The sequence below is a fragment of the Thiothrix nivea DSM 5205 genome (assembly GCF_000260135.1).
Classification (GTDB): Bacteria; Pseudomonadota; Gammaproteobacteria; order Thiotrichales; family Thiotrichaceae; genus Thiothrix; species Thiothrix nivea.
Window position 1 is genome coordinate 2,451,043 of record NZ_JH651384.1, and the last position, 15,963, is coordinate 2,467,005.

At 58.0% G+C, this 15,963-nt stretch carries 16 protein-coding genes and 1 pseudogene; 11 read left to right on the top strand and 6 right to left on the bottom strand.

Features of this window, described 5'->3' with window-relative positions:
• The first annotated feature begins 93 nt into the window (after positions 1-93).
• On the top strand, positions 94-525 hold the full coding sequence (locus THINI_RS12375; RefSeq protein ID WP_002708908.1) for a putative toxin-antitoxin system toxin component, PIN family: 432 nt from the start codon (positions 94-96) through the stop codon (positions 523-525).
• On the top strand, positions 513-728 hold the full coding sequence (locus THINI_RS12380) for a hypothetical protein (protein WP_002708909.1): 216 nt from the start codon (positions 513-515) through the stop codon (positions 726-728). Before THINI_RS12375 ends, THINI_RS12380 begins: the two co-directional genes overlap by 13 nt.
• A 76-nt stretch (positions 729-804) precedes the next feature.
• Here THINI_RS12380 and THINI_RS12385 read toward each other — a convergent pair whose 3' ends face one another.
• Positions 805-3,084 carry an NADP-dependent malic enzyme gene (locus tag THINI_RS12385; protein WP_002708910.1) on the bottom strand — a complete coding sequence of 760 codons (2,280 nt, stop codon included), beginning with the start codon at positions 3,082-3,084 and terminating at the stop codon, positions 805-807.
• A gap of 392 nt (positions 3,085-3,476) precedes the next feature.
• On the opposite strand from THINI_RS12385, the gene THINI_RS12390 reads away from it, so the two are divergent.
• From THINI_RS12390 to THINI_RS12405, 4 genes are all read left to right on the top strand, one after another.
• Positions 3,477-4,472: a TRAP transporter substrate-binding protein gene (locus tag THINI_RS12390; RefSeq protein ID WP_002708911.1), complete on the top strand. Its 996-nt coding sequence runs from the start codon at positions 3,477-3,479 to the stop codon at positions 4,470-4,472.
• Between the two features lie 142 nt (positions 4,473-4,614).
• A complete protein-coding gene (locus THINI_RS12395; protein ID WP_002708912.1) occupies positions 4,615-5,151 on the top strand; it encodes a TRAP transporter small permease in 537 nt (178 codons plus the stop codon).
• A complete protein-coding gene (locus THINI_RS12400) occupies positions 5,148-6,557 on the top strand; it encodes a TRAP transporter large permease (RefSeq protein WP_002708913.1) in 1,410 nt (469 codons plus the stop codon). Before THINI_RS12395 ends, THINI_RS12400 begins: the two co-directional genes overlap by 4 nt.
• Positions 6,558-6,629: 72 nt before the next feature.
• Positions 6,630-7,121: a universal stress protein gene (locus tag THINI_RS12405; protein WP_002708914.1), complete on the top strand. Its 492-nt coding sequence runs from the start codon at positions 6,630-6,632 to the stop codon at positions 7,119-7,121.
• 155 nt (positions 7,122-7,276) lie between these two features.
• On the opposite strand, the pseudogene THINI_RS12410 reads toward THINI_RS12405, so the two are convergent.
• Positions 7,277-8,371 (bottom strand): annotated as a pseudogene (locus THINI_RS12410) (DUF3616 domain-containing protein).
• Between the two features lie 15 nt (positions 8,372-8,386).
• Positions 8,387-9,370, bottom strand: a complete 984-nt coding sequence (gene acuI, locus THINI_RS12415) for an acrylyl-CoA reductase (NADPH) (RefSeq protein ID WP_002708915.1) — start codon at positions 9,368-9,370, stop codon at positions 8,387-8,389.
• 175 nt (positions 9,371-9,545) lie between these two features.
• Between acuI and THINI_RS12420 the strand changes: the two genes are divergently transcribed.
• Genes THINI_RS12420 through THINI_RS23460 form a run of 4 tightly spaced genes read left to right on the top strand, consistent with a single transcriptional unit; the run spans position 9,546 to position 12,745 of the window.
• A complete protein-coding gene (locus THINI_RS12420; protein WP_002708916.1) occupies positions 9,546-10,124 on the top strand; it encodes a ZrgA family zinc uptake protein in 579 nt (192 codons plus the stop codon).
• Entirely contained in the window at positions 10,124-10,798 is a 675-nt protein-coding gene (locus THINI_RS12425; protein ID WP_002708917.1) for an ABC transporter ATP-binding protein, read from the top strand. Before THINI_RS12420 ends, THINI_RS12425 begins: the two co-directional genes overlap by 1 nt.
• Positions 10,795-12,054: an ABC transporter permease gene (locus THINI_RS12430; protein ID WP_002708918.1), complete on the top strand. Its 1,260-nt coding sequence runs from the start codon at positions 10,795-10,797 to the stop codon at positions 12,052-12,054. The genes THINI_RS12425 and THINI_RS12430 overlap by 4 nt, the downstream gene beginning before the upstream one ends.
• Position 12,055: 1 nt before the next feature.
• Entirely contained in the window at positions 12,056-12,745 is a 690-nt protein-coding gene (locus THINI_RS23460) for a DUF3299 domain-containing protein (protein WP_002708919.1), read from the top strand.
• Between the two features lies 1 nt (position 12,746).
• On the opposite strand, the gene THINI_RS12440 is transcribed toward THINI_RS23460, so the two are convergent.
• Positions 12,747-13,139: a VanZ family protein gene (locus tag THINI_RS12440; RefSeq protein ID WP_245536621.1), complete on the bottom strand. Its 393-nt coding sequence runs from the start codon at positions 13,137-13,139 to the stop codon at positions 12,747-12,749.
• On the opposite strand from THINI_RS12440, the gene THINI_RS12445 reads away from it, so the two are divergent.
• Positions 13,138-13,803, top strand: coding sequence for an energy-coupling factor ABC transporter permease (locus tag THINI_RS12445; RefSeq protein WP_002708921.1), 666 nt, complete (start codon positions 13,138-13,140; stop codon positions 13,801-13,803). The genes THINI_RS12440 and THINI_RS12445 overlap by 2 nt on opposite strands.
• A gap of 3 nt (positions 13,804-13,806) precedes the next feature.
• Here the strand turns inward: THINI_RS12445 and THINI_RS12450 are convergent, their stop codons facing one another.
• Positions 13,807-14,754 (bottom strand): patatin-like phospholipase family protein, encoded by a 948-nt coding sequence (locus THINI_RS12450; RefSeq protein ID WP_002708922.1) that lies wholly within the window; start codon positions 14,752-14,754, stop codon positions 13,807-13,809.
• A 6-nt stretch (positions 14,755-14,760) separates the two neighbouring features.
• Positions 14,761-15,885 (bottom strand): hypothetical protein, encoded by a 1,125-nt coding sequence (locus THINI_RS12455; RefSeq protein WP_002708923.1) that lies wholly within the window; start codon positions 15,883-15,885, stop codon positions 14,761-14,763.
• Positions 15,886-15,963 lie beyond the last annotated feature (78 nt).

The window sequence follows — 15,963 nt, forward strand, 5'->3', positions numbered from 1 at the left end:
CAACCCCCGTCAGTATTTCGGAGTCGCGGCAAAGCTCCTTTTCCCCCTTTGGAAGGATTGATATTCTGGTGGCATTTTTGCTACCATTTCTCCATGATTATCGTCGTTGATACGAATATTTTTGTCGGTGCCTGCATGGGTTCAACCGCATCGTCATTGCTGATTGAACTCTGTCTGCGCAAGCAACTGACACCCCTGATGGGCGCAGCGCTATTTGCTGAATACAGTGATGTGCTCAACCGCGCCAGCCTGTTCCGGGATTCACATTTAAGCCAGGATGAGCGCAGCGAGTTGCTGGACATCTTCCTCGCCCATTGCCGCTGGACAGACATCTACTACGGCTGGCGACCCAACCTGCGCGACGAGGGCGACAATCATTTGGTCGAACTGGCGGTTGCGGGGCAAGCAGAATGCGTCGTGACCCACAATGTCAAAGACCTTAGCAGTGGCGAATTATTATTCCCAAACCTGGGTGTTATGACGCCCCAGGCATTTCTGGAAAAAGGTGGACTATGGCTGCACTAACCCTGAGATTACCGGATGACAAACACGAACGCCTCAAACAACTGGCGAAAAGCCGTGGCATGAGCGTCAACAAACTGATGGATGAAATGACAACCCTGATGTTGGTCGAGTTCGACCTGAAAACCCGGTTTCAAATCCGCGCCGCCCGTGGCGAAGGCAAGGCTGACAGAGGCCTAGAGCTACTCACCAAAGCCAAAGGCTAATACAACAAAGCCCCCTTCCCCCCTTGCGGGGGAAGGGCCGGGGATGGGGGGGTAAAAACAGCGAAGCTGTTTGGCGCTATGCCGACGCTTTCCGGCTAGCCGCCTCCACCCCCGCAAACGCCGCCATATTCACAATCCCCCGCACCGTGGTGCTCTCGGTCAGGATATGCACGGGGTAATTCGTCCCCACCAGCATCGGCCCGACTGGCAGGCCATCTGCCAGCATCTTGGTCATGTTGTAAGCAATATTCGCCGAGTTCAAATCCGGGCACACCAGCAAATTGGCTTCGCCCTCGAAGGCAGCATTAGGGAAAAACCGGTCACGAATATCCTGTGACAAGGCCGCATCCACATGCATTTCACCCTCCGCCGGAATATGCGGGTATTTCTCGCGCAACACGTCCAGCGTCTGGCGCATCTTGGCAGAAAAGCCATTCATGCGGCTGCCGAAGTTGGAATGCGACAGCAGCGCGGCTTTTGGTTCCATGCCGAAACCAGCCACCAGCTCTGCCGCCAGCGCGGTGATGTCCGCCAGTTGTTCCGGCGCAGGGTCTTCGTTGACATGCGTGTCGGTGAGGAAATAGGTGCCCTGCTTGAGGATCAGCATGGTAACGGCGGCGACATCCGACAGGCCGGGGCGCGCGCCAATCAAGTCGCGCACGTAATGCAGGTGCGAAATGTAGTTGCCTTCCACCCCGCAGATCATCGCGTCAGCATCACCGCAGCGCACCAGCACTGCGGCAATCTGGGTGGTGCGGGCGGCCATCACGCGGCGGCTGTACACCGGGGTCACGCCCTTGCGGCACATCACTGCATAATGTTCCGCCACATGACGCTCAAAATCGGGGTTGTTGCGTGGGTCGATGACTTCGATGTTAGCGCCGATGGTCAGGCGCAGATCGTAGGCGTCGATGTTCTGCTGGATCAGCTCCGGGTTGCCGAGCAGGATGGGTTTGCAAATGCCTTCGTCGACCAGTTGCTGCACAGCGTTGATAACACGCTGCGATTCGCCCTCGGCAAACACGATGCGCTGTGGGTTGCGCTTGGCCTTTTCAAACAGCGGCTTCATGGTCATGCCGGAGCGGAACACGAAGCTTTCCAACCGCCGTTCGTATTCGTCGAAATCGGCAATCGGGCGGGTAGCGACGCCGGTTTCCATCGCCGCTTTGGCCACGCGCGGCGGGATAATGGTCATCAGGCGCGGGTCGAACGGCTTGGGAATCAGGTAGTCGCGCCCGAAGTGGAATTCCGCGCCACCGTAGGCTGACACCACCACGTCGGAGGCTTCGCGGGTGGCGAGGTCACCGATGGCTTCCACCACCGCAATTTTCATCGCTTCGTTGATCTCGGTCGCGCCCACGTCCAACGCGCCACGGAACAGGAACGGGAAGCACAGCACGTTGTTGACCTGGTTCGGGTAGTCGCTGCGGCCAGTGGCGATGATGGCGTCGGAGCGGACTTCGTACACCAGTTCTGGGCGGATTTCAGGCTCTGGGTTGGCCAGCGCAAGGATGAGGGGGTTTTCCGCCATCACTTTCACATGCTCCTGCTTGAGCACGCGCGGGGCGGAAAGGCCGAGGAATACGTCCACGCCATCCATCACGTCATCCAGCGTGCGTGCCTTGGTGTCGATGGCGTAGGCGGAATTGTAGGGGTTCATTTCCTCTTCGCGCCCCTTGAAGATGATGCCGAAACGGTCGTTGACGGTGATGTTTTCCTTTTTTAAACCCATTTCCACCAGCAGGTTGAGGCAGGCAATCGCCGCAGCACCCGCGCCGGAACAGACCAGTTTCACGTCTTCGATATTCTTGCCCGCCACGCGCAAACCGTTGCGGATCGCGGCTGCCACGCAGATCGCTGTGCCGTGCTGGTCGTCGTGGAACACGGGAATTTTCATGCGGGCTTTCAGGCGCTTTTCCACCTCAAAGCATTCGGGGGCCTTGATGTCTTCGAGGTTGATGCCGCCGAAGGTGGGTTCCATCAGGGCGACGGCTTCGACCAGTTTATCCACATCCAGCGTGTTCAGCTCAATATCGAAAGCGTTCACGCCCGCGAATTTCTTGAACAGCACTGCCTTGCCTTCCATGACCGGTTTGGAGGCGAGTGCGCCGATGGAGCCGAGGCCGAGTACCGCCGTGCCGTTGGAAACCACCGCCACCAGATTGCCGCGCGTGGTGTAATCCGCCGCGCAGGCCGGGTTGTCGGCAATCGCCAGACTCGCGGCAGCCACGCCGGGGGAATACGCCAGTGCGAGGTCACGCTGGTTGACCATGTTCTTGGTGGGGGTGACTTCGAGTTTGCCCGGTTGCGGGAACTGGTGGTAATCCAGCGCGGCCTGGTTGAGTTCGTCTTTCATGGCGGTTGTGATCCTGAGTCCTGTTAATGGGTGGTTTGGCGGCTTGCCGTACCCCTCGGCACCCTTATGAAATAATCGTGCCGACCTTGCCCGGTTTTGCCGTTATTTATCTAACCGGATGATCTGTAATGCTTTTACTTTTATTGTCGCAGTTGACGCCGGTTGCCCTTACGCCGACAAGCGGCGGAAATCCGCCGCCCTGAACACTGCATTCCGGCGGAAATCCGCCGCCTGTCAGATATTACATGACTCTTGTGCAATGCGGAAATTTTTATTAAGCGCATGTTATTCCAAGTGTTTTTTTAGAAATCATTGGTTTATGGTGAGGTTGGCACGCTTCTTCCAATAGTGAAGCCTGTGTTTACCCACATTTTTATTGGAGAGAGAGTCACATGAAAAAAGCATTCCTGAGCATTACTGTTGCCGTCACCCTGGGTTTGGCCTCACTGGCTGCGCACGCCGAACCTACCGTCATCAAGTTTTCCCACGTGGTGGCGGAAAATACCCCGAAAGGTCTGATGGCCAACAAATTCAAGGATCTGGTGGCCGCTGACCCCGCTCTGAAAGACAAGGTGACGGTGGAAGTATTCCCCAATTCCCAGTTGTTTGACGATGACAAGGTGATGGAAGCGATGCTGCTGGGTGACGTGCAACTGGCCGCGCCCTCCCTGTCCAAGTTCCAGAAATACAACCCGCAGCTGCTGATTTACGACCTGCCGTTCCTGTTCAATAACATGGCAGCTGTTGACAAGTTCCAACAGAGCGAAGACGGCCAGAAACTGCTGACTTCCATGGAAGACAAGGGCTATATCGGCCTGGGCTACCTGCATAATGGCATGAAGCAGCTGTCCGCCAACAAGCCGTTGAAAACCCCGGAAGACGCCAAGGGCCTGAAGTTCCGCATCCAGTCGTCTGACGTACTGGCCGCGCAGTTTGAGCAGGTCGGTGGCGTGCCGGTCAAAAAGCCGTTCTCTGAAGTATTTACCCTGATGCAGACCAAGGCGATTGACGGTTCCGAAAACCCATGGTCCAACATCTATTCCAAGAAATTCCACGAAGTGCAGAGCGACATCACCGAATCTGACCATGGCGTACTCGACTACATGGTGATCACTTCCGCCGAATTCTGGAATGGCCTGGATGAAGACGTGCGTGCAGCCCTGAAGAAGGATATGGATGAAGCCGTTGCTTACGGTAACGAAATGTCCACCAAGAAAGATGCCGAAGACAAGCAGGCGATCATCGACAGCAAGCGTTCCGCTGTTTATACCCTGACGGCGGAAGAGCGCCAGAAGTGGGTTGATGTGATGAAACCGGTGTGGGACAAGTTCAAGGACACCATCGGTGCTGACCTGATTGACAAGGCGTTGAAGGCTAACGAGGGGTAAGACCCTCACCCCCCAGCCCCCTCTCCCGCTGAGCGGTAGAGGGGGAGCAAGAAAATGAGGGTTTTCCTCTCCTGTTCCCCTCGCCCGCTCGGCGGGAGAGGGGTTAGGGGTGAGGGTGGGTTTTAGGAGGAGGACAACGGCGATGCTAAATTTCATTCATCGTCTCGAAGAAAACATCATTGCGCTGTTGCTGGTCGGCATGACGCTGCTGGTGTTTTTCGAGACTATTCTGCGGTTCGGGTTCGGCATGGGGCTGATGTGGTCAGAGGAACTGACCCTGCACCTGTCGGCTTGGCTGGTGCTGTTCGGCGCATCCTACGGGTTGAGGGTGGGGGCGCACATCGGCGTTGATTTCCTGGTGAAAAAGTTCGAACCGGAAACCCAGCGCATCATCACCCTGATCATGGTGGCTGCGGCGCTGGTGTATTGCGCCCTGTTCATCTACGGCGCGTGGGTGTATCTGGGCAAGATTTACAAGATCGGCATCGAGTTGAACGACATGTCGATTAAAAAGTGGCAGGCGCACAGCATCCTGCTGGTCGGTTTCGTGCTGATCGGCATACGCTTACTGGAAATCGGCGCAAGGGTGTGGAAGCGTGAGCAGACCATGATCGGCGCGCATGATGAGGTGGAAGAAGCCCTGCACCTGCAAAAAGAAGTGGCAGGGGGTGCGAAATGACTATCGCGTTCCTGTTTATCCTGCTGTTCGTGCTGATTTTCCTCGGGATGCCGATTGCGATTTCACTGGGTTTGGCTAGCATTTCGACCATTCTACTGTTTTCCAATGATTCGCTGGGGTCGATTGCGCTAAAATTTTTCGAGTCGCAATCCAACCACTACACGCTGCTGGCGATCCCGTTTTTCATCCTCTCCTCCGCATTTCTCTCCACCGGAGGGGTGGCGCGCCGCTTGATCGACTTTGCCATTGCGGCAGTCGGGCATGTACGCGGTGGGCTGGCGATGGCGTCGGTACTGGCCTGTATGTTGTTCGCTGCGGTATCCGGTTCCTCCCCCGCGACCGTGGCGGCCATCGGCGGTATCGTCATTGCTGGCATGGTGCGGGCAGGCTACCCGATGGCGTTCGGTGCGGGTGTTATCACCACGGCGGGCACATTGGGTATCCTGATTCCGCCCTCCATCGTCATGCTGGTGTATTCTGCTGCGACCGAAGTGTCAGCGGCGAAAATGTTCGAGGCGGGTTTCATCCCCGGCATCATGATGGGGTTGCTGCTGATGATCGCGATCTACATCGTGGCGCGGGTGAAAAAGCTGCCCGCGCAGGCTTTCCCCGGCTTCGGCACATTGATCAGCACCGGCTGGAAAGCGCTGGGCGGGATGATGCTGATTTTCATCGTGCTGGGTTCCATCTATGGTGGGGTTGCCAGCCCGACGGAAGCGGCGGCGGTGGCGGCGGTTTATGCCTTTTTCATTGCTGTTTACGGCTATCGTGACATTGGCCCGCTGAAAGGCAAGCCGTGGATCAAGGAAGGTGAAAATATAGGTGCGGCAGTTGTGCGCAACCTGCTGCATTTCCCGCAGGCCATGGTCATGTCCGTCGGTAACGAGGAAGTGCGCAAGGTAGTGCTGGATGCGGCGAAAGTAAGCATTATGCTGCTGTTCATCATCGGCAACGCGATGCTGTTTGCACATGTGCTGACCACCGAGCGGATTCCGCACCACATTGCCGAAGCCATCGTGCAATGGGGTCTGCCAGCGTGGGGTTTCCTGATCATCGTCAACCTGCTGCTGCTGGCGGCAGGGAACTTCATGGAGCCTTCCGCAATCCTGCTGATCATGGCGCCGATCCTGTTCCCGATTGCGGTCAAGCTGGGCATCGACCCGATCCATCTGGGCATCATCATGGTGGTGAACATGGAGATCGGCATGTTGACGCCGCCGGTGGGGCTGAACCTGTTCGTGACCTCGGGAATCACGGGCAAAAGCATGGGCTGGGTGATCAAGGCAGCACTGCCGTGGACGCTGTTGCTGATCTTCTTCCTGATGCTGATCACCTACATCCCGCAAATTTCCCTGGCCTTGCCGGAATATCTGGATCAGTTGCGCGGGTTTGCGCCCGGCTCCTGAACCTAAAACAACATCTTTGTGTGGTTTGCGCCTGTGCCATTGTGGTCAGGCGCTCCTTTTTTCGAGGTTGTTATGAACGAAACCAAACCTTTCAAGACCATTCTGTATGCCACCAACCTGGGTGAGCATACGCGCCCGGTGTTCCGTCAGGCCATCCATATGGCGCGGGCGCATCAGGCGAAAATCATCATGCTGCACGCGATTGCGCCGCTGGGCACGACCGGGCATACCGTACTTTCCCTGTATCTGCCGGACAAATCCATCCACGATATTGAAAAGGAAAGCATGGAGGAAATGATCCAGACCATGCAGAAGCGGCTGGAAAATTACTGCACCGAGGAAGATGACATCTGCAAGGCGAAGGACGAGCTGGTGGAAGATGCCGTGGTTGTCCCTGGCAAACCGGGCGAGGTGATCGTGCATTACGCCGATGCGCACAACGCCGACCTGATAGTGATCGGTACGCATACCCGCAAGGCGAAGGATGGCGTGCTGCTGGGTTCGACGGCGCGGCATGTGACGCAGCATAGTAAAGTGCCGGTGCTGGTGGTGCCAAACGGTTGAAAAATAGAGTAGAAAGCCTTTCAGGAAAATTATAGTAACCTGCGCAAGACACCTTATCGATCGGCAAATTACAGTTCGATCTGGATACGCCCAAAAATTTCCTGCTGACCGGGCAGGCAACGCTTGCAACTGTCAGCTGTATTTGAGGCGGCAGCTTATAGCGGGAACAGGTCGGCAATGACGGTTTTCTTGTCTGGCAGGCGTTTGGGCGAAGCCGGGTCGTACACCACCAGCAGCCCCGGTTTACCGTCAGCCAGTGGGAACAGGGCGATGCCCTCGGCATGATCCTCCGGACCGACCGGAATCCGGCGGATCGCGCGTAAGCTGTCGTTTTCCACCAGGCTTTCCCCGGCGGGATTGGCTCCGCCCTTCCAGCGGTAAACCGTCATCGGCCCGTCGAGGCTCATGGTCGGCCCGGCCAAGATCAGCAGGTCGCCACCCAGCACGCACAAATCTCGCACGCCCAGCCCATTCAGTTTGAGAAAGTGCTTGCGGTAAGGCTGGCCTTACCCCCCGATGGCAGCCAGTCTCAGCAGGGTAGGGTCGTCAGGGTCTGCCACCGGTTCCAGTTCCAGAATCACTGCCCAGCCACGTAGCACCGGCCCGCGCAGGCCAAGAAAAACGCGCCTGCCGATAGCAGCCAGCCCCTCGATGTCGAGGCCGTTATCCTTGCCGGGCAGGTCGAGAAAAGGGCTTAGATGCGGGTCACAGCGCAACGCTGCCATCAGTTCGTTGCCACTGGCGTCGCCGTGCAGGCGGGCAGCGGTCAGGGTGGTATCCGCCTGTTCCACGCTGACTTGCGGGGTGTGGATGCCTGCATCGTCTGCCACCAGCGGAATCCGCGCCAGAAGGTAGCGGTTGCCGCCACGCTTGAGTTCGGCCAGTTGCTGGAAGGCTTTTTCCAGCGGGTCATCTGTGTCCGGTTTGTTACGCGACAGGCTGTGCGAACCGGCCAGCCACAGGTAGCCGTCGGCGTAAGCCAGACCTTCCATGTCCACTTCTTCGCCTTCTTCGTCCGCTTGTGGCGGTATCGGCAGGGGGATGTAGTCCTTCACGGCAAAGCGGGTGTGGTGGCCATATTGTGGGTGAGCGTCGCTGTCGTTGCCCTGGTGGGTGAAGCGCTCCAGACTGGCGGTTTCGTCATTGACCACCCACAGGGTCTGGTCGATCTGCACAGCGCCTGATAGTGCCTCACGCAACCGGGCGTGATTGGCGGCAAAGGTGAGGTGGACAGCCCTTTTACGTGCCATGGGTATGTCAGTGCCTCACAGGCTCAGGTCGATCAGCGTCCGGCCCTGAACCTTGCCGGCAAGGATATCCCCGGCGGCTTGCGGAATGTCTTCCAGCGCAATGGCCTGGCCGATGTCGGTGTAAGCGCTTTCCGGCAGTTCAGCGGCCAGCAGTTCCCACGCACGGGTACGGCGCTCTTGTGGGCAACTAACGGAATCCGCGCCACGCAGGCTGACATTGCGCAGGATGAACGGCATAACCGTGGTGTTGAGCTTGAAGCTGTTCGCCAGCCCGCAGGCAGCTACCGCGCCGTTGTAGTCCATCTCCGCCAGCACCCGCGCCAGAATGTCGCCGCCAACCACATCGACCGCGCCTGCCCAGCGCTGCGATTCCAGCGGGCGAGCTGGTTGCGCCATTTCCTCGCGGCTGATGAAGTCCTCTGCACCCAGTTTGCGCAGGAAATCATGGCTGTCCGGACGCCCTGTCACGGCTGTGACATGATAGCCACGACCCGCCAGCAGTTGCACGGCGATGCTGCCCACACCTCCCGCAGCACCCGTGACCAGCACCTTGCCGGAATCCGGTTTCACCCCGGCATCTTCCAGCGTCATCACGCACAGCATGGCGGTGAAACCTGCCGTGCCGATGATCATGGCTTTCCGCGCATCCAACCCCAGGGGCATGGGAACCAGCCAGTTGGCTTTCACCCGCGCTTTCTGCGCATAGCCGCCCCAGTAGCGTTCGCCTACGCCCCAGCCGGTGAGGATGACTGCATCACCGGGCTGGAAACGGTCGGAAGCGGATTCCACCACGGTTCCCGCCAGGTCGATGCCGGGCACCATCGGGAAGTTGCGGATGATCTTGCCGGTGCCGGTTACGGCCAGCCCGTCCTTGTAGTTGAGGGAAGAATAGGCAACATCCACCAGCACTTCGCCTTCCGGCAGGTCGGCGACCTCAAGCTGGCGGACTTCCGCCACGGTTTTGCCTTCGTTCTGGGTGAGTATCAGCGCCTTGAACATGGTGGGGGCTCCTCAGGTGGTTATGCTTGGGTATTCGGCTCATGATAGTGGATTGGCGCAATCCAGGCTATTTTGCCGACAGGGATAAGGCACATACCATTCAGCGGTCAATTGCAGCCGTACCCCACGCTGATTAAAATGAGCCGCAACAGTATTGCAATCCCTGGAACACGACATGAAAACAACTACCCACTGGACAGGCACACTGGCCTTGCTGGCCTCCCTTATGGCCGCACCGCTGTCTGCCGACGAGCACACACACGCGGCAGGGCATGAGCAACACGGCGCGCACGAACACGGCGTCGCCACCCTTTCCCTGGCTACCGGCGAGGCAGGGTTGGAAATCATGCTGGAATCCCCCGCTGCCAACCTGCTCGGTTTCGAGCACACCGCAACCAGTGCCGCAGACAAGCAGAAACTGGCGGATGTGAAGCTGAAACTGGAAGCTGGAGCAGATCTGTTCGCCATTAACGCTGAAGCCGGGTGCGCACTCAAGGATGCCGAAATCGTTTCCGCCCTGCTGGAAGATGAAGGGCAGCCCAGCAACGACACCCATGCCGAAGCAGAAACCCACAACGACATGGACGTGACTTGGGCATTTGTCTGCACCCAACCCGCCGAGTTGAAGGAAGTTACCGTCAAACTGTTCAGCGCCTTCCCGGACGGTGTGCAAACAATCCGCGCCGAATGGGTGACGGACAAGGGCGCGTCGGCACAGGAACTGACCCAGGATGACACCCTGCAACTGAACTGATGAACGTCATCGAACTCAACAGTCTGCGCTACCGCTGGCCCGGCCACAGGCGCGACACCCTGGCAATTGACGGGCTGCAAGTGCGCCAAAGGGAGCATTTATTCATCCGTGGTGCTAGCGGCAGCGGCAAAACCACACTGCTCAACCTGCTGGCGGGGATCCTGCTACCAGCCAGCGGCAACCTCAGCATTCTGGGCAAAGAGATGCAGCACTTGGCCGGTTCCGCCCGCGACCGGTTCCGCGCCGACCACATGGGCGTGATCTTTCAGCAGTTCAACCTCTTGCCTTATTTGTCAGTGCTGGAAAACGTACAATTGCCTTGTCACTTTTCCACCCGGCGCAAACAGCGGGCAGGTGACATGCAGACCACCGCTAACCGCTTGCTGGATCATCTCGGGCTGCGTGAGGATTTGCGCCACCGTTCCGTCACCGGCCTGAGTGTGGGGCAGCAGCAGCGGGTAGCCGTGGCACGCGCCCTGATCGGCAGCCCGGAGCTGATCATTGCCGATGAGCCAACCTCCGCATTGGACACTGACACCCGCGACGGCTTCCTCGACTTACTGTTCCAGGAAGCGGAAACGCAAGGCAGCACTATCGTCTTCGTCAGCCACGACCCACACATCGCCAGCCATTTCCCCCGTATAGCCGATCTGGCGGAGGTAAACCGGCCATGATCCTCCTCAAGCTTACCCTGCGCAGCCTGTGGAATCGCCGCGCCAGCCTGTTGCTGACCCTGTTTTCCATCGCCATCAGCATCACGCTGCTACTCGGGGTCGAATACATCCGCAAGGAAGCCAAGACCGCATTCCTCAGCACGATTTCCGGTACAGACCTGGTGGTGGGTGCGCGCAGCGGCCCAGTGCAATTGCTGCTGTACAGCGTGTTCCGTATCGGCAACGCCACCAACAACATCAGCTGGCAGTCGTATCAGGAAATCGCCGGCAACCAGCTGGTGGACTGGACAGTGCCGCTGAGCCTGGGCGACTCGCACAAGGGCTACCGAGTGCTGGGGACCAATCAGGATTATTTTCGCCATTACCGTTACGGCGACAAGCAATTGCTGGCGTTTGTGGCTGGCAAACCGTTTGAGGGCGTGTTTGATGCTGTGCTGGGGGCTGAAGTTGCCCGTAAGCTGGGTTACCAACTGGGCGACAGGATGGTGCTGGCGCACGGGGCGGGTTCCACCAGCTTTGTCATGCACGACGACAAGCCGTTTCAGGTGGTCGGCATCCTCAAACCCACTGGCACACCGATTGACCGCACCGTACATGTGTCGCTGCAAGGCATCGAAGCCATCCACATCGACTGGGTGGGTGGGGCAAAAGTGCCGGGTTACCAGATCAGCGCGGAACAGGAGTTACACAAAAACCTGCAACCCAAGGTCATCACCGCGTTTCTGGTTGGCCTGAAAAACCGTGCGGCAGCGTTCCGGGTGCAGCGCGAAATCAACGACTACCAGCGCGAACCGCTGCTGGCGGCGATTCCCGGCATTGCGCTGGCGGAATTGTGGCAGGCCATCGGCATGTTTGAAACCGTGTTGCGCATCATCACCGGCTTTGTGGTGGTGGCGGGTTTACTGGGGATGCTGACCGTGCTGCTGTCCACCCTGAACGAGCGGCGGCGGGAAATGGCGATCCTGCGGGCAGTGGGGGCGCACCCTCGGCAGGTGTTCCTGCTGTTTGTGCTGGAAGCCTTGGTGCTGGTAGTGCTGGGCTGTGCGCTGGGGGTAGTGCTGGTGTATGTCATGCTGTTTGCGGCACGCCCTTGGGTAATGGCTGAATATGGCTTTTACCTGCACACCTGGGTTCCGGATACGGCGGATTTGCTGATGCTTGCCGTAGTGGCGGGGCTTGCGCTACTGTTCAGCCTGATTCCGGGGGCAATTGCCTATCGGCGTTCGTTGCAAGATGGTTTGACTGTAAGGGTTTGAGATGAAAACAAGGATTTTGCCTGTCGTATTGCTGGCCACTTTGCTGTCAGCCTGTGGGGAAGAGAAGGCTGCGGAAAACCAGACGGAGGTTCCTGCGGATACTGCCGTAACGGCTCCGGCCTTGCCTGCGGATGCGCCTGCCGTCGGTACACCAATTGCCAATGTCACCAAAACAGCCAAGGATGACCAGCCCAAACAGGATGGCGAATACACCAAACTCGACTGGGAAGACCTGGAGCTACCGGGGCAGGGTCTGGAAGACATCATCAAAAAATACCAGCCGCAGATCGACGCCATTCCCGAAGGCGACCCGGCGGAAGATGCGGTGATGGACAGAATGCAGGCAGAACTTAACGCCGCCCCGGTCAACGACGCATTAGATGGCAAGAAGATCAAAATCCCCGGCTTCATTTCCCCGCTGGAAGTGGATGAGGCCAAAGGCATGGTGAAAGAATTCCTGCTGGTACCGTATTTCGGTGCCTGTATCCACGTGCCGCCACCGCCGCTCAACCAGACTCTGCTGGTGAAACCGTTACCCGACAAAAGCATCGGTATGGAGCGCATGTACGAACCCGTATGGGTTTCCGGCACCCTTATCGCCAAACAGGCGCATACTGACCTGGCTGAAGCTGGCTACCAGCTCCGTGATGCCCAAGTGGAAATCTACCAGGATGCAGGGGAAACGCCGTAATTTAGCCGTTGGGGTGCGCAATGAAACGGTGCAGCACCTTTTTCCACAGCAACCAGTACAGCAACACGCCGATGGCGTCGGCGGCAAAATCCGCGAAGGAAAATGACCGCCACGGGGTAAGCGCTTGCAATATCTCAATGCCTGCACCGTAGGAAAGCAGTAAAGGTAACTTCCAGCACCAGAAACTGCGCGGTGTGGCGATATCGAGCAAACTGGCAAAGCTGAAGAAGACCAGCGCATGCACGATTTTGTCCTTGCCGTTGCTCAGGTCGATGCCGTGGATAGGCATCAGGGCTGTCGCCAGCCCTGCCAGTATCAGGCCGACAAACAATAACTTCAGTATCTGCCGGGTTTGCGGCATGTCTGCCAAAAGCCGTGATAGGATTGTTTCCATGGATATACCTGCTAGTGTATTTAACGAAGACTGGTTATGGCTCACCAGCTTCCTGTATTTGCTGTTGTTGGGACATGCAGCCCGTCATGCCGCGTGGGGGTACGTACATAAGCACATACATGTTTACCTGGGTGCTATCGTATTTGCAAGTTTGATCTGGATATTGCGGGCAGGCATAGGCAGCAACCTCAACTTCCATTTCCTCGGCATCACCGTGATGACCCTGATGTTTGGCTGGCGACTGGCGCTGGTTGCGGCTACGGCCATAGTCAGCATCACGTTCTGGCGGCTGGAAGCCGGTTTGCTGGCCGTACCCATTAACACGCTGGTGATGGGTGGCATCCCGATTGTGGTTACGTATGCCTTGCTGCGCTGGAGCCAACGCCATCTGCCCACCAATATTTTTGTGTTCGTGTTCGTGAACGCTTTCCTGGCCGCAGTGCTCAGCACGGTGGCCGTCATTGGCGTGGGCAGCCTGCTGCTGTGGTGGACTGGCACTTTTTCCGCCTATTACTTGCAAACCTATTACCTGCCTTACATTCCGCTGCTGATGTTTCCGGAAGGCTTGATCAACGGCATGTTGACCGCCATCGCCGTAGTGTATGCGCCGCAGTGGATTCCGGTGTTCGATGACGCCCGTTACCTGCGCAAGCGGGGGGAATAAGTCCTAAAATTCCAGCAGGCTGTGGATTTCGGCCTGCATCCGCCCCACCGTGGAGCGGCCTTCCTTGATGGCTTCCTCCGCGCGGAAAAATTCCAGCAAACCGATGTTTTCCAGCCTGGGCGCAAGCAGGATCTCCGGCGGGTCACCCGCCATGCGGCTGCGGGTAATCTTGTCCTGCATGATGTTGATGGAAGCTGCCAGCGCGTCCATCAGCCCGGGTTCGTATTCCTTGCTGGTACTGGTATCCGGCAACAGCACCGAGGAATATTCGCGCAGGGAAGCCGCCAAGCTATCGACCAGGCTTTCCCCCTTGTTGTTGGCGGCAGCCTTGGTGATGCCTGCTGGCTTTGCTGCCACCTTATCCCTGGCCTTGTGGGTGTGATGCGCATAGCGGCGCGCAACATTGCCATTCAGGTTGACCGCAATCACGACTTCAGCACCGAGGGCGCGGCACAGTGAAACCGGCACCGGGTTGACCAACCCGCCATCCACCAGCCACTGCTTGCGGTGACGGAATGGCGGAAACAGGCCGGGCAGGGCGATGGAAGCCCATACCGCATCCAGCACCCGGCCTTCCGTAAACCAGACTTCGCGGCCATTTTCAAGGTTGGTGGAAACCGTGGCAAAGGTGCGCGGAAGTTCGGTAATGCGTTGGGCTTCCTCACACACATGAGCATGGAAAAACTGTTGCAACTTGTCGCGTTTGACGAAGCCATTGAGAGACACATTCAACTCAAAAAAACGCATCAGCTCCAGCCGCGTCAGCGACAGCACCCAGCGTTCCAGCCTATCCAGATTACCAGCAGCATAAGCAGCACCCACGATGGAACCGACCGAACAGCCACAGATAATGTCGGGGTGGATGCCCATCTCTGCCAGCGCGCGCAACACGCCGATGTGCGCCCACCCACGTGAGGAACCACTGCCAAGGGCTATACCGATACGGGGCATGGGGCGCTAGTCCATCGCCAGCACGATGTTGTTGCTGCTGCCGTTCAAGACGGTGAATTCCCGCCGCCGTTCCCGCCCGTCCAGATTGGCGACCGCCTCATAATGGCCGGGTGAAACCACCAGTATGGCGGAATGCCGTCGGGGCGAAGCAATTTCCTGCCTGCCACCATCCAACCGGTACAAAGTCCAGCGCATCGGACGCATCGCGGGGGAATTTCCCAGTGTTGCCACCAGATTGACCTGACCGGTTGGCACCTGGATGCTGGCAGTGCTGACCTTTCCACTACTAACCTGTACCCGCCGTGTCTGGCTGGCGCTATTGACAGCTGCAACCACATCGTATTCACCCACTGGCAGAATTTGGCTGATAGACCCGCTACCCCTGTCTTCCAGCAAGGTGTGGCCAGCCGCAGTGCCACTAACAGCCACTACCCGCCAGTCAGCCTGATGGTTGCTGGAAACCCGCAGGCGGCCTATTTGTGTGCTAAAAACGGGAGCTGCCACACTGCCGGGGGCAACATTTACGGCCCGGCTTTCCTCATATGCGCCAATGTGCAAACTGACTGCGTAACTACCCGCAGGCAAGGCCAGTTGCAGGTTACGCCCCCCCAGTTGCTGGCTGCTACCATTGGCCTGGGAACGGATATGCCAGACAACATCAGCATCATTGACCTGCAAACCACCAGGAATATTGGCTGATAAGGCCAGATTGGGTGGCTGGGAAATCTGGCCGCCACGCCCTCTTATTTGTGAAAAGTCCCTGGAGGAGGTAGCAGCGGGCGTATTTTCCAGGCGCTGGAACATGTTATTTGACGCCACTACCCGTTGCTGTTTGCCAACCCCGGGCACGGCAACCAACCAGTGTGCAGACTCACCTGTTTCTGTCTGTTGCAAACGGGGATCATCCACCACCGGGGTAGTCCTGATCCAGCGAAAGGAAGGCACCTGATCCGTATCCGGTAAGGCAAAACGGCTCAGCCAACCAGCCACAAACTGCATCAGGGGCTGCTCATGCCCCACCTCGGGTTGGGCGTAAACCTGTGGATCAACACCTGCCCAGCTGCTACTCCCAGCTAACAACAGCCCGCCACACACAATGGCTTTGAATACCATGCCACGCTTCGTTTTCATGGGTTTTCCTCACTCAGCGCATGACGGGGCTGGTTCCCGCACCCCCACAGGTTTAATAGGCAAAATGCCCGACACCAT